16 protein-coding genes are annotated in these 18324 nt (G+C 63.2%); 11 read left to right on the top strand and 5 right to left on the bottom strand.

What is annotated here, in order from left to right:
* Window positions 1-71 precede the first annotated feature (71 nt).
* The gene (locus tag NE591_RS05050) at window positions 72-377 is read left to right on the top strand and encodes a hypothetical protein (RefSeq protein WP_157011480.1); all 306 of its coding nucleotides are present in this window, start codon (window positions 72-74) and stop codon (window positions 375-377) included.
* A gap of 109 nt (window positions 378-486) precedes the next feature.
* Here the strand turns inward: NE591_RS05050 and NE591_RS05045 are convergent, their stop codons facing one another.
* Together NE591_RS05045 and NE591_RS05040 are read right to left on the bottom strand one after the other, a co-directional pair.
* Entirely contained in the window at window positions 487-1263 is a 777-nt protein-coding gene (locus NE591_RS05045) for a dimethylarginine dimethylaminohydrolase family protein (protein ID WP_117284795.1), read from the bottom strand.
* Window positions 1264-1417: 154 nt separating this feature from the next.
* A complete protein-coding gene (locus NE591_RS05040; protein ID WP_117284794.1) occupies window positions 1418-1672 on the bottom strand; it encodes a glutathione S-transferase N-terminal domain-containing protein in 255 nt (84 codons plus the stop codon).
* A gap of 381 nt (window positions 1673-2053) precedes the next feature.
* On the opposite strand from NE591_RS05040, the gene serC reads away from it, so the two are divergent.
* The 5 genes from serC (at window position 2054) to NE591_RS05015 (ending at window position 8920) form a co-directional block, all read left to right on the top strand.
* Entirely contained in the window at window positions 2054-3136 is a 1083-nt protein-coding gene (gene serC / locus NE591_RS05035) for a 3-phosphoserine/phosphohydroxythreonine transaminase (RefSeq protein WP_157011482.1), read from the top strand.
* Window positions 3137-3220: 84 nt separating this feature from the next.
* Window positions 3221-4798 carry a phosphoglycerate dehydrogenase gene (gene serA / locus NE591_RS05030; RefSeq protein ID WP_157011484.1) on the top strand — a complete coding sequence of 526 codons (1578 nt, stop codon included), beginning with the start codon at window positions 3221-3223 and terminating at the stop codon, window positions 4796-4798.
* Between the two features lie 163 nt (window positions 4799-4961).
* On the top strand, window positions 4962-6482 hold the full coding sequence (locus NE591_RS05025) for a 2-isopropylmalate synthase (RefSeq protein WP_114539165.1): 1521 nt from the start codon (window positions 4962-4964) through the stop codon (window positions 6480-6482).
* Window positions 6483-6628: 146 nt separating this feature from the next.
* The gene (locus tag NE591_RS05020; protein ID WP_022739788.1) at window positions 6629-7207 is read left to right on the top strand and encodes a helix-turn-helix domain-containing protein; all 579 of its coding nucleotides are present in this window, start codon (window positions 6629-6631) and stop codon (window positions 7205-7207) included.
* A gap of 15 nt (window positions 7208-7222) precedes the next feature.
* The gene (locus NE591_RS05015) at window positions 7223-8920 is read left to right on the top strand and encodes an AMP-binding protein (protein ID WP_157011486.1); all 1698 of its coding nucleotides are present in this window, start codon (window positions 7223-7225) and stop codon (window positions 8918-8920) included.
* A gap of 159 nt (window positions 8921-9079) precedes the next feature.
* On the opposite strand, the gene NE591_RS05010 is transcribed toward NE591_RS05015, so the two are convergent.
* From NE591_RS05010 to NE591_RS05000, 3 genes are all read right to left on the bottom strand, one after another.
* A complete protein-coding gene (locus NE591_RS05010) occupies window positions 9080-9385 on the bottom strand; it encodes a type II toxin-antitoxin system RelE/ParE family toxin (RefSeq protein WP_232325489.1) in 306 nt (101 codons plus the stop codon).
* Window positions 9385-9675, bottom strand: a complete 291-nt coding sequence (locus NE591_RS05005) for a type II toxin-antitoxin system Phd/YefM family antitoxin (RefSeq protein WP_114539162.1) — start codon at window positions 9673-9675, stop codon at window positions 9385-9387. The genes NE591_RS05010 and NE591_RS05005 overlap by 1 nt, the downstream gene beginning before the upstream one ends.
* Before the next feature lie 216 nt (window positions 9676-9891).
* A complete protein-coding gene (locus NE591_RS05000) occupies window positions 9892-11358 on the bottom strand; it encodes a response regulator transcription factor (RefSeq protein ID WP_157011490.1) in 1467 nt (488 codons plus the stop codon).
* A 373-nt stretch (window positions 11359-11731) separates the two neighbouring features.
* Here NE591_RS05000 and NE591_RS04995 point away from each other — a divergent pair, with 373 nt between their 5' ends.
* The 5 genes from NE591_RS04995 to caiC all read left to right on the top strand — a co-directional run bounded on the left by NE591_RS04995 (window position 11732) and on the right by caiC (window position 18305).
* The gene (locus NE591_RS04995; RefSeq protein WP_157011492.1) at window positions 11732-13069 is read left to right on the top strand and encodes an MFS transporter; all 1338 of its coding nucleotides are present in this window, start codon (window positions 11732-11734) and stop codon (window positions 13067-13069) included.
* 57 nt (window positions 13070-13126) lie between these two features.
* On the top strand, window positions 13127-14110 hold the full coding sequence (gene aes / locus NE591_RS04990; protein WP_157011494.1) for an acetyl esterase: 984 nt from the start codon (window positions 13127-13129) through the stop codon (window positions 14108-14110).
* Between the two features lie 69 nt (window positions 14111-14179).
* On the top strand, window positions 14180-15328 hold the full coding sequence (caiA, locus tag NE591_RS04985; protein ID WP_157011496.1) for a crotonobetainyl-CoA dehydrogenase: 1149 nt from the start codon (window positions 14180-14182) through the stop codon (window positions 15326-15328).
* A gap of 56 nt (window positions 15329-15384) precedes the next feature.
* A complete protein-coding gene (caiB, locus tag NE591_RS04980) occupies window positions 15385-16599 on the top strand; it encodes an L-carnitine CoA-transferase (RefSeq protein WP_157011497.1) in 1215 nt (404 codons plus the stop codon).
* Between the two features lie 107 nt (window positions 16600-16706).
* Window positions 16707-18305: a crotonobetaine/carnitine-CoA ligase gene (gene caiC, locus NE591_RS04975; RefSeq protein ID WP_157011499.1), complete on the top strand. Its 1599-nt coding sequence runs from the start codon at window positions 16707-16709 to the stop codon at window positions 18303-18305.
* Window positions 18306-18324 lie beyond the last annotated feature (19 nt).

The following is an 18324-nucleotide window of genomic DNA, read 5'->3' as shown; positions in this document are numbered from 1 at the left end:
GGAAGAGCTTCGAGGCTGCGAAGGGGCGATCAAGGTCGCCCTCTACGATGAAGGATAGATAGGAGGCCGTCATGGCCCGTGAGCATACCGGAACCAATCGCGAGCGCAGCGAGTATTACGGGGCGCTGCAGGATGTCGTGGACGCGCTGTTCGCCCAATACGGCGACTTGGACCCCGCTATCGCCGAGGCCGTCGGCGCCAAGGTGCGCCGGCTCGATGTGGTGGTGGCTGCCGAGGCGGCCGACTTGCCTGACGAGCTTCTGCGCATCGTCACGCTGCTCCCGCCTGGCGACTACACGCGCCAGCGCCTGTGCACCCAGCTGAACAGCGCCATCGTCGGCCACGCTTGGGGCCAGGTCTACGGTACGGTGGAGTAGCGCGCGGTGACTGCCGTTCTTCCTAAAGAACGAGGCGAGGCTGAGCCGGTACGTAAAGAGGCCCGCGATCGCTCGCGGGCCTCATCTGGCATTCGGTAAGAGCAGCGGCTTAGAAGCGCAGCGACAGGCAGGACAGGCCGCCGTCCACCTTGCGGTATTCGGAGGTGTCCACCACCAGCGTCTTGTAGCCGAGGTCCTGCACCGCTTTCAGCACCGTGGGGTAGCCCTCGGGCACGATGACGGTGCCGTTGACCCAGATGCAGTTGGCGCCGTAGGCCTCGTCCTCGGGCACGACCACCTTGTTGTACTGGGCGAAATCCGGCTTCTCGATAAACTCGCCGGAAACGAGCATATTGCCGTCCTCCAGGTAGTTCACGCCGGTCTTCAGGTGCAGCACCTCCTCCAGCGGCACCTCGGAGCCCTCGAGCCCCCAGCCCTCGAGGATCTCGATGAACTGGCGGATGCCCTCCTCGTTGGTGCGAGCGGAACGACCCACGTAGAAGTGGTCGCCCACCATCATGACGTCGCCGCCGTCCAGCGTGCCCGGCGCGACGATGTGCTTGACGTGCTCGTCGTCGAAGAACTGGCGGATGGTCGGCTCGATCTCGTCCTTCTCGCCGTTGCGGGAATCGGCGCCGGGGTTGGTGATGATGGCGCCGCAGCGCGTGATAACCGCGGGGTCCTCCACGAAGCATGAGTCTGGGTATTCCTCCAGCGCCGGCAGCTCGGTCACTTCCACGCCGCATTGCTTCAGGGCGGCGATGTAGTCGTCGTGCTCCTCCACGGCGCGCTCGTAGATGGGCTGGCCCAGCTCCGGGGCGCTCGTGATGCCGTTGCACAGAGACTTGCCCGGCTTGCGGACGATGACGTTGGTGAACTTGGTCATAGAGACTCCTTGTCCTCGCTTGCGCGTTTTCGCGTGAGAACAGTGTAGCGCTGACGAGGCGTCAATGGCGCACTATCTTTGAGGAAGTCTTCCATAAAACAGGACGCGCCGGGTCGGGCCCTGGCGCGTCCTGTGCTTCGTCTGTTGCAGCCGCCTAGCCCTCTTCGCGCTCCAAGATGAGGTCGCCGAGGAAGCGAATGATGTCGTCGGACTCGAACATCGGCACGCCGTCCACGATAAGGCACGGCACCTGGCCCTTGCCGGCGATGCGGATGAGGTCGTCTTTCACGCCCGGCTCCAGGGTGTCGCGCATGGGCATGGCGATATCCTCCTGCTCCATGAAGGCGAGTACCTTGTGGCAGAAGGGGCAGGTAGGCTTGTAATAGAGAACCATGTTGTCGAAGTACATGAGGCTTCCTTTCCTCAGGACAAAAACTTTTCGTTTTTTGGTCACAAAATCGAGTTTTGAATTCGAGAATATGTTAAATGCTCTCCGACGCGCCCGAATTGGCGCTTGAAACTGGTTAATCGACTGTTGGAATTAACGAAAAACGAGCAATTCCAAGATAGGGAAAGAGCAAAACTCGATTTTGTGACCATTTTCGGCAAAATCTTTGCAAGGTCGTGAGGTCTTCGCCTCCGAACCGCTCGGCTCTTATGTTGAGGGCGCGACTCGCATATGGGGTTACAATGGCCGGGTAACTGACGGCTGCCCGGGGCGTATCGCCTGTGGGACGCGTGGGCGCACCACCGCAGACGCTTCGGGCGCGTGATGAAGGAGAATCGCCTCATGGCTAGGGTCTACAACTTTTCCGCCGGTCCTGCTGTGCTTCCCGAGGAGGTGCTGCGCCAGGCGGCCGCCGAGATGCTTGACTACGACGGCACCGGCATGTCCGTCATGGAGATGAGCCATCGCTCCAAGCCCTTCGCGAACATCATCGAGACGGCTGAGGCCGACCTGCGCGAGCTTCTGCAGATTCCCGACAACTACCAGGTGCTTTTCCTGCAGGGCGGCGCCACCCAGCAGTTCGCGGCCGTCCCGATGAACCTCATGCAGAACAAGAAGGCCGACTACATCGTGTCCGGCTCCTGGTCGAAGAAGGCCTGGAAAGAGGCGAAGCTCTACGGCGAGGCGCGCTGCGTGGCCTCTTCCGAGGACGAGAACTTCTCCTACGTGCCCGACGTGGCCGGCCTCGAGTTCGACCCTGAGGCCGACTACGTGTACATCTGCCAGAACGAGACCATCTACGGCACCACGTACCACACGCTGCCCGAGACCGGTGACATTCCGCTGGTCACTGATGTGAGCTCGATGTTCCTCTCCGAGCCCATGGACGTGTCGAAGTTCGGTCTCATCTACGGCGGCGTGCAGAAGAACATAGGCCCCGCCGGCGTGACCATCGTCATCGTGCGCGACGATCTGGTGCGCGAGGAAGTGCTGCCCTTCACGCCCACCATCATGCGCTACACCACCCAGGCGAAGGCGAAGTCGCTGTCGAACACCCCGCCGGCCTACGGCATCTACATCTGCGGCCTTGTGTTCAAGTGGCTGAAGGAGATGGGCGGCCTGTCCGCTATGGCCGAGCGCAACAAGGAGAAGGCCGCCATCCTCTACGATTACCTCGATCAGAGCAAGCTGTTCCGCGGCACCGCCCGCAAGGAGGATCGCTCGCTCATGAACGTGCCCTTCGTCACGGGCTCCGATGAGCTGGATGCGCTGTTCGTGGCCGAGGCGAAGTCCCATGGCATCGAGTCCATCAAGGGCCACCGCTCCGTGGGCGGCATGCGCGCGAGCATCTACAACGCCATGCCGAAGGCCGGTGTCGAGGCGCTCGTCGCCTTCATGGCCGAGTTCGAGAAGAACAACGGCTAGCGAGCAGGCAAAAAGGGGAGGCGGCGGCCTCCCTGCGACAAGACAGAGGCCCGGCGAGGGCGACGAATGCGGAAGGTGGCGCTCATGACGAAAAAGATCCTGGTCACGGAAGACTTGGTGCAGGAAGGCATCGATTCGCTCACCGAGCACGGCTACGAGGTGGACAAGCTCATCGATCCCACGCCCGAAGAGCTCGCCTCCGCCATCGCGCCCTACGACGCGCTCATCGTGCATCCGAACACGGTGGTCGACGCGGCTCTGCTGGACGCCGCCGAGAACCTGAAGATCATCGGGCGCGCGGGTGTGACCGTGGACAACATCGACATCGAGGCCGCCTCCGAGCGCGGCGTCATCGTGTGCAACGCGCCGAACTCGAACGTCATCTCGGCCGCCGAGCATACTATGGCGCTCCTGCTCGCCGCCGCTCGCCACATTCCCGAGGCGAGCGCCTCCATGCACGCGGGCCAGTGGCGCCGTCCCGACTTCATGGGCAGCGAGCTGTTTGGCAAGACGCTCGCCATCTTCGGCCTGGGCCGGGTGGGGGGTCTTGTGGCGGAGCGGGCCGCGGCCTTCGGCATGAACCTCATCGGGCACGACCCCTACTGCTCGCCGGAGCGCGCCCTGCATCTGGGCGTCACCCTCTACGACGACATGGCGCCGGTGCTCGCCCAGGCCGACTTCATCACGGTGCACCTGCCCCGCACGGTGGGTACCCTGGGCATGTTCGGCGCCGACGAGTTCGCTGCCATGAAGGACGGTGTCGTGCTCGTGAACGCTGCCCGCGGCGGCATCTTCAACATGGACGCCCTGGCCGATTTCGTGGCCGCCGGCAAGATCGCCGCGGTGGCCGTGGACTCCTTCGAGGCCGAGCCCTGCACCGACTCGCCCTTGCACGAGTTCGAAAACGCCATTCTGACGCCCCATCTGTCGCCTATGACCCACGAGGCCCAGCGGCGCGCCTCCACCCAGATCGCCGAGTACGTGGAAGCGGGCCTGGAGGGCGGTATGGTGGCCACGGCGGTGAACCTGTCGCCCTTGCCCCCGGAGGTCTTCGATGCCATCGGTCCCTACGTGCACGCCTGCAAGATGATGGGATCGATGGCCAGCCAGATCCTCGGGCATACGCCGAAGAGCCTGAAGGTGGAGCTGGCCGGCGGCTTGGCGGATGCCGACCCGGCGCCGCTGCTCGCGGCGGTGCTCGACGGCGGCCTGTCCTACCGGCGCCTCGGGGCCTTCTCGGCGGCCAACGCCGAGTCGGTGGCCTCCCAGCATGGCATTTCCGTTACCACCGCCTCGGCGCGCGATGCCGGCGAGTACGCCTCCTCGGTGCGCATCGTGGCCGATGAGGTGGAGGTGGCGGCGACCCTGTTCGGCACCGAGCACACGCCCCGCATCATCTCGCTCATGGGCTACAAGATCGACATCGCGCCGGCGACCACGTCGCTTGTGTTCGAGTACGTGGACGCCCCCGGCCGCATCGGCGTCATCGGCACCATTCTGGGCGATGCCGCGGCCAACATCACCACCATGCAGATCGGCACCAGGCCGGAGGAGTCCTGCGCGCTCGTGTACATGAATGTCGAGGGGGACGTGTCCGAAGCGGTGCTCGACCGCCTGCGCGGGGCCATCGATCTGCGCAACCTGTGGAAGATCACCCTGTAGCGGCCATCGACGGCTCCGATGTCGGGCTATAGAAAGATTTAACCGTGTCCAGCGGCGCCTTTTAACGGGGGTGCCGCTGGTTTTTGTTATGATGCTTTCGGTCAACTATGTCCGCGTCTCAGGCGCGAACTGTCGGAAGAAGAAAAGAAGAAAGAAGGATGGCATGACACGCAAGATCGACATCTTCGATACCACGCTGCGCGACGGCGAGCAATCGCCGGGCGCTTCCATGAACACGGAGGAGAAGCTCGTCATCGCCCGCCAGCTTCTTCGTCTGAACGTCGATGTCATCGAGGCCGGCTTTCCCATCTCCAGTCCCGGCGACTTCGAGTCGGTGCGCCGCATCTCCGAGCTGGCCGGCGACGCGGCCGTGGTGTGCGCGCTGACCCGCGCCGTGGACAAGGACATCGACTCGGCGGCCGATGCGCTGAAGTTCGCGAAGCGTCCCCGCATCCACACCGGCATCGGCGTGTCCCCCTCGCACATGCGCGACAAGCTGCGCATCACCGAGGACGAGTGCATCGAACGAGCGGTGCATGCCGTCAGCTACGCCAAGAAGTACGTGGAAGACGTGCAGTTCTACGCCGAGGACGCGGGCCGGTCGGATTTCGCGTTCCTCGCACGGGTCATCGAGGCGGTCATCAAGGCGGGGGCCACGGTGGTGAACATCCCGGACACCACGGGCTACTCGCTGCCGGAGGACTTCGGCGCGCGCATCAAGTACCTCATGGACAACGTGGCCGGCATCGACGATGTCACCGTGTCGGTGCACTGCCACAACGACTTGGGCATGGCCACGGCGCTGTCGCTGGCCGGCGTGCGCAACGGGGCCACGCAGATCGAGTGCACCATCAACGGCCTCGGCGAGCGCGCGGGCAACACGGCCATGGAGGAAGTGGTCATGGCCATGCGCATGCACGGCGAGGAGCTCGATGCGCACACCGACATCAACACCCGCGAGTTCATCAAGGCGAGCCGCTTGGTCAGCTCCATCACCGGCATGAACGTGCAGGCCAACAAGGCCATCGTGGGCGCCAACGCCTTCGCCCATTCCTCGGGCATCCACCAGGACGGCGTGCTGAAGAAGCGCGACACCTACGAGATCATCGATCCGGCCGAGGTGGGCGTGGGCCAGAGCCAGATCGTGCTGACGGCCCGCAGCGGACATGCGGCCTTGAAGCACCGCCTGGAGGAACTCGGCTACGAGTACGAGGGCGAGGAGCTCGACCGCCTCTACAACGCCTTCCTCGATGTGGCCGACAAGAAGAAGGAAGTCTACGACGAGGATCTGGAAGCGCTCGTGAACGAGCGCGATCGCGAGGAGTGCGCCATCTACACGCTGGAGGGCGTGCAGGTCAGCTGCGGCTTCCCCTTGAAGCCCACGGCCACGGTGACCCTGCGCGGGCCCGAGGGCGACGTGCGGACGGTGTGCGATTGGGGCGCCGGCCCGATCGATGCGGTGTACAAGGCCATCGATCAGATCGTGCAGGTCGACAACGACCTGTCCGAGTTCGCCGTGAACGCCGTGACCCGCGGCATCGACGCGCTCGGCGAGGTGACCGTGCGCGTGAAGGCCGCCGGTGGCGAGGTGTACGTGGGCCGCGGGGCCGATGGCGACATCATCGTCAGCTCGGCGAAGGCCTACTTGAATGCGCTCAACCGACTGCTCGCCGAGAAGCGCTAAAGGAGGCCTCTTCTCTAAGGGCGTTGCCGAAGAGCGTGCCTGGCGTTACGTTCACCGAAGCCGATGGGACATCTCATCGGCTTCTTTATTTCCCTTTTCCGTCCTCAAGTAAAATAGTGCGATATCGAATTTCAAGGAGGCACGTTATGGCTGAGGACAACAAGCTCGGGCGCAAGATCACCACGCTGCGCGAGGCGCATCATCTGACCTGCCAGGATCTGGCCGATCGTTGCGGTTGCGACGTGACGGTCATCGAGAAGCTGGAGGCCGGCGAGGTGCCGCCGTCCCTGGCGCCGCTGATCAAGCTCACCCGCGCCCTCGGCGTGCGCCTGGGCACCCTCATGGATGACGACGAGACCTACGGGCCCGCCTACATCAGCACCGATCAGATGGAGGAAGTGGAGCGCGTGAAATCGCTCCAGACCGCCAAGGACGCCGGCGACCTGTCCTACTTCAGCCTGGCGGCGGGCCGTCCCTCCCGTCATATGGACCCGTTCATCATCACCGTGAGCCCCACCGGCGAGGCCACGCACAAGCTGGATTCCCATGAAGGGGAGGAGTGGCTCTACGGCATGGAGGGTGAGATCGAGATCGAGTACGGCAATGAGACCTACGTGCTCGGCCCCGGCGAGTCCATCTACTACGATTCCATCGTGCCCCACCAGGTGCGCGCCCATAATGGGCAAAACGCTAAATTCTTGGCCTGTGTTTACACGCCGTTCTAAGCGGGGGAGGGATCTATGACCGAAGAGAACAAGACCACTGACGCTCCCGTTCCCGGGTCTCCCGATTATCCGCTGCACTCGGAGCTGACCATCGGCGCCTATCTGAAGCAGCAGGTGGCGATCGATCCCGATCACGAGTTCGTCGTGTACCCGGACCGCGACCTGCGCTGGACCTACAAGGACTTCGACGAGCGCACCGATGCCTTGGCCAAGGGCCTCTTGGCCATCGGCATGAAGCCGGGCGACCACTTGGGCGTGTGGGCGCGCAACATCCCCGATTGGCTCACCTTCATGTACGCCTCGGCGAAGATCGGCGTGGTCATGGTCACGGTGAACCCGGTGTACAAGTCCCACGAGCTCGACTACGTGCTGAAGCAGTCGGACATGAAGGCGCTTTGCGTGATCGACGCCTACCGCGATGTGGACTACCTGCAGATCATCCGCGATCTGGTGCCCGAGTCGCTGAACGTGCAGCGCGGCTTCCTCCATTCCGAGGCGTACCCCTTCCTGGAGAACCTCATCTACATGGGACCCGAGAAGCACCGCGGCTTCTACAGCGTACCCGAGCTTCTGCTGCTCGGCCAGCACAAGCCCGACAGCTCCCTGGAATGGGCCCAGGGCCAGTTCGACAACAACGACGTGGTCATGATGCAGTACACGAGCGGCACCACGGGCTTCCCCAAGGGCGTCATGCTCACCCATCGCAACATCCTGAACAACGGCTTCTACATCGGCGAGGGCCAAAAGCTCGGTGCCGAAGACCGTGTGTGCCTGCCGGTGCCGTTCTTCCACTGCTTCGGCTGCGTGCTGGGGGTCATGGCCTGCCTCACCCACCGCTGCACCATGCTCATCGTTGAGGAGTTCAATGCCGAGCTGGTGCTTCAGGCCCTCGACAAGGAGAAGGCGACGGCGGTCTACGGCGTGCCCACCATGTTCATCGCCGAGCTGAACCATCCGGACTTCGACTCCTTCGACTTGTCGCACCTGCGCACGGGCATCATGGCCGGCAGCCCCTGCCCGCCGGAGACCATGCGCGAGGTCATGGAGCGCATGAACATGCGGGACGTGACCATCTGCTACGGCCTCACCGAGACGAGCCCGGTGTTCACCCAGACCTCGGTGGACGATGACATTCCCCACAAGTGCGAGACCGTGGGCCGGGCCCATCCGCCGGTGGAAGTGCGCGTGCTCGATGTGAACGACGGCCACATCTGCGAGCCGGGGGAGCACGGGGAGCTGTGCTGCAAGGGCTACAACGTCATGAAGGGCTACTACAAGATGCCCGAGGAGACGGCCAAGGCCATCGATAAGAACGGCTTTCTGCACTCCGGCGACATGGGCACCGTGGACGAGGACGGGTATTTCCGCGTCACGGGCCGCATCAAGGACATGATCATCCGCGGCGGCGAGAACATCTACCCGCTCGAGGTGGAGAACTTCCTGCTCACCATGCCCGGCGTGCTGGACGCCCAGGTGGTGGGCATCCCCGACGCGAAGCTCGGCGAGATCGTCGGCGCGTTCATCCGGGTGCGCCCCGGCTTCGAGGATATGACCGAGGACGACGTGCGCGCCTACGCCATCCCGCGCATCGCCCGCTACAAGGTGCCCAAGCGCGTCTTCTTCGTGGGCGATTTCCCCATGACCCCCTCCATGAAGGTGCAGAAGTTCAAGCTCCGCGAGATGGCCGAAGAGCTGGTAAAATCCGGGCAGTAAGGAAGTTCCCGAACGGTTCGGAGGGCTCCGTTTCTCTATGCGAGCTCGCACCGATTCGGGGATGATTTCGTAGGGGGCGACCTCGGTCGCCCCTCCTCGAGCGAGGTTGCTCCACCAGCAGAGGGCTGACCGAGGTCAGCCCCTACGAGACGGCTTCCGCTACGAGAACCTTCCCATGGGGTTCATGCGCTGGTGCTCGATGTAGAACACTCTCACTTCGTCGGCATCGTAGTCGATCACGTAATAGATGGTGAAGGGGGTGTCGGGAATGGCGATCCACCGGCACGGAACCGAGAGGCGCGCCGCATCGTAGACGGGGTCGTACTCGCGGCCCATTTCCGGGAAGAGCGCGAGCATGTCCCTTTGGCGATCGATGGCGAGCGCCACCCGCTCACTGAAAACGTTCTCCAGGATGAACGTGCGCACAGAGTCCGTGAAGAGAACGCGCATGCCTTCGGCGGCCATCACTCCCAGCCCCTGAGTGCCCGCAGCTCGTCCATGACGTCCTGGGCGTCGTGAAGCTTGCCCTCCTGCATTTCCTGGATGCCTTTGAGCATGCCGCGGTAGGTGCGCATTTCCTGCTCGTAAATCTCGTTGCGGAAGGCCATGGCGGCATCGAAGGCGGCCGAGTCCATCACCACGACGCAAGCCGAGCCGTTGCGCGTGAGGTACAAGGGCTCGCCCGAGTGGCTGAGATCCTCGATGAGGGCGTTCTGGTTCCGGTTGAATTCGGACAGTGGCTTGATCTGCGGCATAGTAACCTCCTAAGAATTTGCTGTAAATATACAGTGAATAAGCAGAATTGGCAATGCCTCATCTTGTGTGCTATGGATTTGTCACGAAAGGTTATCGCATTATCCCGTAGGGGGCGACCTTGGTCGCCCCTCCTCAAGTGGGGTCGACTCGCCAGGGGAGGGCTGACCAAGGTCAGCCCCTACGGAGGGATCGGTTCCTGCCTATCGAGTCGTGCTCTAGAAATCTGAGCGCTGCATGTTCAGGTAGTTCAGAAGCTCACTGCGCTTGTGGATCTGCATCTTGTCGTAGATGTGGCGGATGTGGGTGTTTACGGTGTAAGGGGAGATGACGAGCTTTTCCGCCATGGAGTTGGTCGTGTGTCCGCGCGCGATGAGCAGCAGGATCTCCGCTTCGCGGGCCGACAGGCCGAACTCGGCTGCCGCTTCGGCGCAGATCTCCTCCACCTCGTTTCGCGTGGGCGGCGCAGCGGTGAGGGCCACGATGCTGAACTCCATGCGCACGAGCGGCACGAGCACGACGGCGAGCAGGCACATGAAGGCCAGGCAGGTCGGCGGTGTGAGGGCCTGGGTCACTGGCACTGCCATACTCTCGTACCACAGCGCCAGCGAGTTGCCCGCGGCGAGCCCCAGGCGCACGAAGCCGCCGGCCATGGCGAAAGTGAGCGCCGGGGTCGCGTAGCCTTTGGTGGTGAGGATGCCGAAGTACATGATGAGCAGCACTTCGAAGAGCGATTGCACGCCGATGCCGACGATGAAGGCGGGGAAGTAAGCGAACGTCGAGGAGAGGAACAGCGAGAAGCCCACCATGATGGCGATGAGCAGGGCCGGGTAGATCTTGAAGATGTTGAGGCGGTTGCGCGACAGCGTGTAGATGCCGGCGATGACGAGAATGAACAGAGCCCCGCCCAAAATGCCGAATGTGAAGGAGTCCTCGCCGGTGGGCAGCACTTCCCATGGGATGATGCAGCTGAGGAAATAGCAGGCGGCGCAGGCGAGCAGCGTGACGAAGCCAACGCCGAGCATGTTCTTGAAGCCGCTGCTTGTAGCGCTGCGCGGCAGGAGTACGGGAAAGGCGCGCTTTTCGTCCTTGCGGGCGAAGGCCAGAAGGGCTCCCGATGCCAGGGGGAGCAGGGCCGCCGCCGGCGCCGTTATCATCGGAGGCAGGAGCGAGGCGACGAACACGCACAGGAACAGCGTGATGCCGAAGACCGTGCCGATGTGGTTGATAGTGAAGTTCGCCTTCACGCAGGCGTAGCGCTCTCCCCAGAGTATCCAGAGCGTGGCCTCGGAGACGCTGAGGATGATGATCGCGACGAGGTAGAGGCCTGCGGGCGCGAGATGGAAGGGAAAAAATCCCAGGGCCACCGTGCCCGAAGAAGCCGCAATCATCGCCGCCGGCAAGACGATCGGGTGGTCGCTTAAGTGACGCTTTCGGCCGAGAAGCCCCGCCAGAATGAAGAGGAACACCGCCGTTAGCAGGAGGCTCGCTACCCAGCTGAGCGTCACGCTCTTGTCGAGCAGCTGGGTGTGGAAGAAGAAGTTCGGCACAAACCAAAGTACGTAGTGCCAGGCGAGCAGCAGGGCAAAGCCCACGTATTTCAACAAGGGCCTATCGAAGAGGGCGGAGGGGGCGAGTCCTTCTCTAGCGTCTGACGACTCGAATTCGGCGCGGCTTGCTTCCATAGGTGCTCTCCCCTTTGTCATCCCGCAGGTTGCGGTGTCGTTCGACCCTCTAGCTGATGTAGCGTCGATCATGGCGCTACGGTATCAAATCCGAGCGCTAAGTGTAAAGATCGTCAATGAAAAATGGGATCGCAAGTTTTTGAGTACTTCGCTTTTCGCAGGGGTTTTGCGATGCCTTTCAGGCTCTTTCGACGGGAATCGTCACCTCGCAAGAAAATGCGTAACCTCCCTTTCCTCTTTCGCGTGCGATGGCGTGCCGCCCCTCGAGCGGCAGAATGCATTCCAGATCGATCGATTGCGCGGAATTGTCTCGCGCAGGGCAAGCGGTCCGGCGGGAAGGCCGGGCCGAATCGGAGAGAAAGGAAGCTTTGCCATGTCGTTGCTTGCAAAGGGCAAAGGGGAAGTGACGTACAAGGATCTCACGTCGCTTCACAAGTGGGCACTCGTCGTGCTCATCTCCATGGGCTCGTCCATCATCTACGCGCCCATGTACCTTAAGAATGTGTTCTACGATCCGCTGATGCAGGCGCTCGGCTGCACGAACGCCGATCTGGGGCTTATGGTGTCGGCCTACGGCATCGCGGCCATGATCTGCTATCTGCCCTCCGGTATCGTGGCCGACAAGTTCCGCATGCGCACGCTGGCCACCGTGGGCTTCCTCGCCACGGCGGTGCTCGTGGGCATCTACGCCATGCTGCCGTCGGTGGAGATCTGCCTCGTGCTGTTCGTAGCCATGGGCATCACCTCCATCCTCGTGTGGTGGGGCACCCGCTTCAAGGTGATCCGCCTGTGCTGCGAGGAGGACGAGTACGCCTCGAAGATCGGCATCAGCTACTCCATCTACGGCGTGACCGGACTGGTCATCGGCCTCATCAACGCCGGCATCATCGCCGCCATCGCCAATGTCGCCCAGGGCGTGCAGGTCATGCTCATCTTCCTGGCCGTGGTCATCGCCGTGCTCGGTGTGGCCTCCATCTTCCTCATCCCCGACTTCAAGGGCGAGATCGACAAGAACGCCAAGCTGTTCAGCCTGAAGGAGGCCGTCGAGGCCATCAAGCACCCCGGCGTCATCTGGGCCTGCGTCGCCTACTTCTGCGTCTACGCCGTGTACCAGGGCGCTACCTATACCACGCCCTACCTCACCCAGTGCTTCAACGCCGACGGCAATCTCGTGAACGTCGTGGGCCTCATCCGCACCTACGGCATCGGCCTCATCGCCGGCCCTGTGGTCGGTTGGCTGGCCACGAAGCTGAAGAGCCCCTCCAAGGTCATCCTGGGCGCCTTCATCCTGTCCATCGCGGTGCTGCTCGGCTTCATCGTCTTCCCGCATGATCCGGGCGCGGCCATGGTCGCCGCCATCCTGGTCGTCGTGTTCGGGTTCACCACCTACGGCGCCTTCTCCATCGGAAGCTCTCCGCTCTCGGAGATCAAGATCCCCATGCGCATCTTCGGCACGGCCGCCGGCGTGCTGTCCGTGGTCGGCTTCATGCCCGACGTGTTCATCCACACCTGGTACGGCGGCCTCATCGACGCCCAGGGCATCGATGCCTACACGAGCATCTTCGGTTTCGAGATCATGTTCGGCGTCATCGGCTGCATCTGCCTCGTCATGTTGCTCCGCACCATCAAGAAGCACTTCGGCGCCGAGTCCGTCGATAAGACCGAGGAGGCCGAGGCGACCGAGATCGCCGGCGGCGAGGCCACCATCTAGCGACGCGAGGAAATCGGAAAGACCGCAGGATTCGGGAAAGGACAAGGAGATCCTATTATGCCGAACAAGATTGACGTGCTCGCCCGCATCAGCCCGCAGATGGCCGCCGTCCTCGCGAAGGAGGACGAGCTGGCCGGGGACGCCAACGACACAAGCGCCGGCTTCGCTCAGATGCGCGAGAACTACGTGGCCGGCCGCGCCTGGTGGAACGAGGGAGCCCCTGAGATGGATCGTGTGGTCGACGATGCGGTGGAAGGCTCCTTCGGCGCCATCGGCGTGCGGCGCTACTACCCCTGCGAAATCGCCGAGGGCGCGACGGCGCCGGCCATCGTCTACGTCCACGGCGGCGGGTTCGTCCTCGGCAACTTGGACACCCACGACCGCATCTGCCGCATCTTGGCGAAGCGCGCCGGCGTGCCGGTGGTGGCCGTGGATTACCGGCTGTCCCCGGAGGCGAAGTACCCCTCCGCCGTGCGCGAGGCGGCGGCGGTGGCCGCGCACCTGCACGAGGCGGGGAAGGCCTGGGGCATCGACGGCGACCGCCTGGCCTTTGCCGGCGACTCCGGCGGCGCGCACCTGGGCCTGGCCGCCACGCTGTATCTGCGCGAGGAGATGGGCGGCGCCGACTTCGTGAAGTGCCTGCTTCTGTTCTACGGGTGGTTCGGCCTGACCGACTCTTCCTCCATGCGGCTCCTGGGCGGTCCGTGGGACGGCCTCACCGAGGAGGACTGGCAGTTCTACCTGAACCTGTACGCCGAGGATCCCGCGGCCCTTGCGGCGGAGCCCTACGCGAACCTGTTTTTGAACGACCTGACCCATGATGTGCCTGCTTGCTACATCGCCGCCGCCGAGTTTGACCCGCTGCGCGACGACTCGGCCACCCTGGCCGCCATCTGCGAGCAGTACGGCACCCCCTTCCGCTTCGAGCTGTTCGAGGGCGTTATCCACGCCTTCTTGCACTACACCAAGATGCTCGATGCGGCCAACGACGTGCTGGAACACGGCGCCACCTTTTACCGCGAGACCTTGGGCCTCGCCTAGTTATTGGCAATCCGGGGGCGCGCAGGGCGCGTTCCCTTTGCAAAGCACCCTTTGAAAGGAGACAGAAGAATGGACTTCAAACTCACCGACGAGCAGGAGCTTATCGTCGACAGCTACCGCGAGTACATGGAGAGCGAGAACTGGGAGACCTACTTCCACGAGTGCGACGAGAAGCACGTCTACCCCCTGCGCTGGGTGGCGGGCCTGTGCGAGCTGGGCTTCGACCAGATCATGCTGCCCGAGTCCCACGGCGGCCTGGGCCTGGAGCAGCCCTGCGTGACGCTGATGGCCGTTTACGAGGTGCTCGGCCGCTACGGTGCGCCCACCTACGTGCTCTACCAGCTGCCCAGCTTCGAGACCATTATCCGCGAGGGAACCCAAGAGCAGATCGACGCCGTCATGAGCACGCTCGGCTCCGGCGAGCAGATCTGGAACTCCGCCTGCACCGAGCCGGGCGCAGGCTCGGATGTGGGGGCGCTGGCCACCACGTACAAGCGCGAGAACGGCAAAATCTACCTGAACGGCACCAAGACCTTCATCACCTCGTCCGCCGGCGTGAAGTACCTGGTCATCATGGCCAAGAACGCCGATGACGAGTCGCAGTTCACCGAATTCTTCGTCGATATGTCCAAGCCGGGCGTGAAGCTCTCCCCGCTGCCGAAGCTGGGGCTTCGCATGGACAGCTGCTGCGAGGTGTACCTGGACAACGTGGAGCTGGAGGAGTCCGACATCTTCGGCAAGGAGGGCAACGGATTTATGCGCGGCGTGTCCGACTTCAACTTCGAGCGTTGGCTCGTGGGCGCCTGCGACTACGGCACCGCCATCTGCTCCTTCGAGGACGCCATGAAGCACGCCAACACCCGCATCGCCTTCGGCAAGCCCATCAGCCGATTCCAGCTGAACTCGCTGAAGATCACCGAGATGTGCATCAAGCTGACCAACATGCGTAACATGCTGTACGAGGCCGCCTGGATGGCCGACAACAACGGCGGCGACTTCGACCCGGCCATGGCCGCCATGTGCAAGTACTACTGCGCCAACGCCTCCTTCGAGGTGACCGACGACGCCATGCAGGTGATGGGCGGCATCGCCGTGGCCTCCGAGCACCGCATCAACCGCATCTGGCGCGATCTGCGCGTCGACCGCGTCTCTGGTGGCACCGACGAGATGATGATTTTGGCCACCTCCAAGGGCGCCTGCAAGGCTTACAAGGCCTAACTTCCTTGGGCGAACCAGCGAGGTATTGAGAGAAACGCGATTTAAGGAGAGAAACAATGGCTATCCCTACCGAGAAACCCTCTTACGGTCCGCTTGATGGCGTGAAGGTGGTCTATGCCGCTGTTGAGCTGGCTTGTCCCAAGGCCGCCGACCTCATGGCCGACTGGGGCGCGGATGTCACCTGGCTCGAGAACACCGGCGCTGGCGACACCATTCGCGACACGGCCTATATCAAGCAGGCCGAGCGCCGCAACCAGCGTTCCGTGGCTCTGAACTACTTCTCTGAGGAGGGTCGCGAGATATTCCTCAACATGATCCGCGACGCTGACATCTTCATGGAGGCGTCGAAGGGAGGCACGTGGGCTCGCAAGGGGCTGACCGACGAAGTGCTGTGGGCCGTGAACCCGAAGCTCGTCATCGTGCACGTGTCCGGCTTCGGCCAGACGGGCGATCCCAAGATGGTCAAGCGCGCGGCCTACGATCTGACGGTTATGGCCTATGCCGGGATCATCATGCAGAACGGTACCGAGGAGCAGCCGATGCTGCCGGGGCCCTATGCCGGCGACTACTTCAACACGCTCATGATCGCAAGCTCGGCTCTGGCCGCCCTGTATAAGGCTGAGAAGTCGGGGAAGGGCGAGTCCATCGATTTGGCTATGTACGAGACGCTTTTGGCTATCGGCCAGTACTACCTGGTGGACTACTTGAACGAGGGCATCAAGTGGCCTCGCCCCGGTGCGCGCAACCAGAATCTCTGCGGCATTGGCGAGTTCGCCTGCAAGGACGGCTTTTTGGGCGTGTGCCTTTATGGCGTCGACCAGAACAAGTATTTCCTCGAGACCATCGGCTTGGGGCATCTGTGGGGCACGCCGGAGATTCCCGAGGACACGAGCGGGCTGTGGCTGTCGAATCCCCACGCCGAGGAGATCCAGCGCGCCTTCGAGGAGTATTGCCTGGCCCATTCCAAGTACGAGATTGAAGAGGACTTTGCCGCCCATCGCATTGCCGCCCAGGTCATCAACGACATGGAGGATTTGGTCGAGGAGGAGCATTTGCGCCTGCGCGACACCTGGGCCGATTGGGAGACGGCCGACGGGGAGACCTTCCATGGACTTGGCGTCTTCCCGAAGTTCCAGAACAACCCCGGTCGCATTTGGCGCCCCATGCCCGCTCAGGGCGGCGACACGGTAGACGTGCTGACCAAGCTCGGCTACAGCGATGAGCAGATCGCCCGATTCGCGGCTGATGGCATTGTGAAGTGCGCTGAGTAGCCGTGCCGTCCGCGCGAGCGCATCGCGCCAACTATGCGCAGGGAAGGCCCGCTGGGGAAGGGCGGGCCTTCCTCCCACTGACAAGTTCGAGGGAAGGAACGAACGCCATGGCGACCGTCGTAGGCAATGAGAATCTCCGCGATTTGTGGAACGAGCTGTCCGCAAGCCGCGGCGATCATCTTTTTCTGACCTGCGAGGATCGGGCCGGCCACCGCTGCTCGTTCACCTACGGCGAATTCGACCGCTTGGTGAACCGCACGGCGAACTTCCTGCGGTTGGCCGGGGTGAAAAAAGGCGACAACGTGGCCATCCAGCTGTACAACTCGCCAGAGTACGTGTCGGCCACCTTCGCCTTGGCGAAGATCGGGGCAGTGGCGGTGCCCATCAACATGCAGCTCGTCTTCGGCGAGTGCGCCTTCCAGTTCGACCGCTGCGCCATCCGCACCGTCATCTGCGAGCCGGATTGCCAGGGCTACTATTTCGCCGACGCCATGCCCCCGTGCCCGAACAACACCTGTGGAAAGAGGCGCGTCTATCCTATGGAGCGCGTGTTCGTCTGCCACAGCGGTGGGGAGGGGCTCGTCGCCGGTGCCGTGGACTTCGACGCCGGGGTAGATGCGTGCGCTGACGTGCTGGACGAGCGGTGCGATCTGGACGGCCAGGACACGGCCATGATCATCTTCACCTCCGGCACCACCTCGTGCCCCAAGGGTGTGGAGATCACCCATGCGAACATGCTCTTCGCCGGCCACTACGGCGATTGGCAGTGCGCCTTGGGGCCTGAGGACCGCATGCTTACCACCATGCCCGCCTTCCACTCGAACTTCCAGCTGGCGGCCCTCATGCCCGTGCTCGCGGCGGGCGCCAGCCTCGTCGTGCTGGAGAAGTACAGCGCGCGCAACTTCTGGCGCCAGGTGCGCGAGCATGGAGCCACGGCCATCCAGCTCGTGGCGATGATGGCCCGCACCCTCATGATGCAGCCGTGCGACGCCGCCGAGCGAGAGCACTGCGTCCGGTCGGTGCAGTACTACCTACCCATCACCGATGAGGAGAAGGAGGCCTTCGAGCGCCGCTTCTCCGTGCGTTTGCAGAACTGCTACGGCGCGACGGAGTCCATCTGCTGGGCGCTCACCGACTTGCCCTATGGCCCGCGCCGTTGGCCGAGCGTGGGGCGGCCGGGCCTTGGCTACGAGGCGGAGATCCTGGACGAGACGGGACGGGCGGTGCCGCCGGGGACGGTAGGGGAGATCGCCGTGAGGGGTATTCCCGGCATCAGTCTCATGAAGGGCTACTACGACGATCCCGAGGCCACGGCGAGAACCGTGAATGGGGAGGGCTGGTACCTCAGCGGCGACAAAGGCTACCGCGATGAGGAAGGCTGGTTCTATTTCGTCGATCGAAAATGCAACATGATCAAGCGAGGCGGTGAGAACGTGTCGGCCACCGAGGTGGAAGACGCGCTCTTGATGCACCCGGCCGTAGCCGAATGCGCCGTCATCGGCGTGGACGACCCGGTGCGCGACCAGGCGGTGAAGGCCTTTGTCGTGCTGGTGCAGGGACAGGCGGCCACCGTCGAGGAGATCACGCGCTTCGCCGCTTGCCGCTTAGCCGATTTCAAAGTGCCGACCTTGATGGAGATCGTGGACGAGCTGCCCCATACGAGCGTCGGAAAAGTGGAGAAGAAGCTGCTCTGCTCCCTTGATTAGATATGAAGCCCATTAACGA

The organism is Adlercreutzia sp. DFI.6.23, assembly GCF_024462535.1.
GTDB lineage: Bacteria > Actinomycetota > Coriobacteriia > Coriobacteriales > Eggerthellaceae > Adlercreutzia > Adlercreutzia rubneri.
Note: the sequence above shows the minus strand (reverse complement) of the source record. Positions and strands in the feature narration are given on the sequence as shown.

Coding starts and splice junctions, on each gene's coding strand:
- NE591_RS05050 (WP_157011480.1), top strand. CDS start 72: ATGGCCCGTGAGCATACCGGAACCAATCGCGAGCGCAGCGAGTATTAC.
- NE591_RS05045 (WP_117284795.1), bottom strand. CDS start 1,263: ATGACCAAGTTCACCAACGTCATCGTCCGCAAGCCGGGCAAGTCTCTG.
- NE591_RS05040 (WP_117284794.1), bottom strand. CDS start 1,672: ATGTACTTCGACAACATGGTTCTCTATTACAAGCCTACCTGCCCCTTC.
- serC (WP_157011482.1), top strand. CDS start 2,054: ATGGCTAGGGTCTACAACTTTTCCGCCGGTCCTGCTGTGCTTCCCGAG.
- serA (WP_157011484.1), top strand. CDS start 3,221: ATGACGAAAAAGATCCTGGTCACGGAAGACTTGGTGCAGGAAGGCATC.
- NE591_RS05025 (WP_114539165.1), top strand. CDS start 4,962: ATGACACGCAAGATCGACATCTTCGATACCACGCTGCGCGACGGCGAG.
- NE591_RS05020 (WP_022739788.1), top strand. CDS start 6,629: ATGGCTGAGGACAACAAGCTCGGGCGCAAGATCACCACGCTGCGCGAG.
- NE591_RS05015 (WP_157011486.1), top strand. CDS start 7,223: ATGACCGAAGAGAACAAGACCACTGACGCTCCCGTTCCCGGGTCTCCC.
- NE591_RS05010 (WP_232325489.1), bottom strand. CDS start 9,385: ATGGCCGCCGAAGGCATGCGCGTTCTCTTCACGGACTCTGTGCGCACG.
- NE591_RS05005 (WP_114539162.1), bottom strand. CDS start 9,675: ATGCCGCAGATCAAGCCACTGTCCGAATTCAACCGGAACCAGAACGCC.
- NE591_RS05000 (WP_157011490.1), bottom strand. CDS start 11,358: ATGGAAGCAAGCCGCGCCGAATTCGAGTCGTCAGACGCTAGAGAAGGA.
- NE591_RS04995 (WP_157011492.1), top strand. CDS start 11,732: ATGTCGTTGCTTGCAAAGGGCAAAGGGGAAGTGACGTACAAGGATCTC.
- aes (WP_157011494.1), top strand. CDS start 13,127: ATGCCGAACAAGATTGACGTGCTCGCCCGCATCAGCCCGCAGATGGCC.
- caiA (WP_157011496.1), top strand. CDS start 14,180: ATGGACTTCAAACTCACCGACGAGCAGGAGCTTATCGTCGACAGCTAC.
- caiB (WP_157011497.1), top strand. CDS start 15,385: ATGGCTATCCCTACCGAGAAACCCTCTTACGGTCCGCTTGATGGCGTG.
- caiC (WP_157011499.1), top strand. CDS start 16,707: ATGGCGACCGTCGTAGGCAATGAGAATCTCCGCGATTTGTGGAACGAG.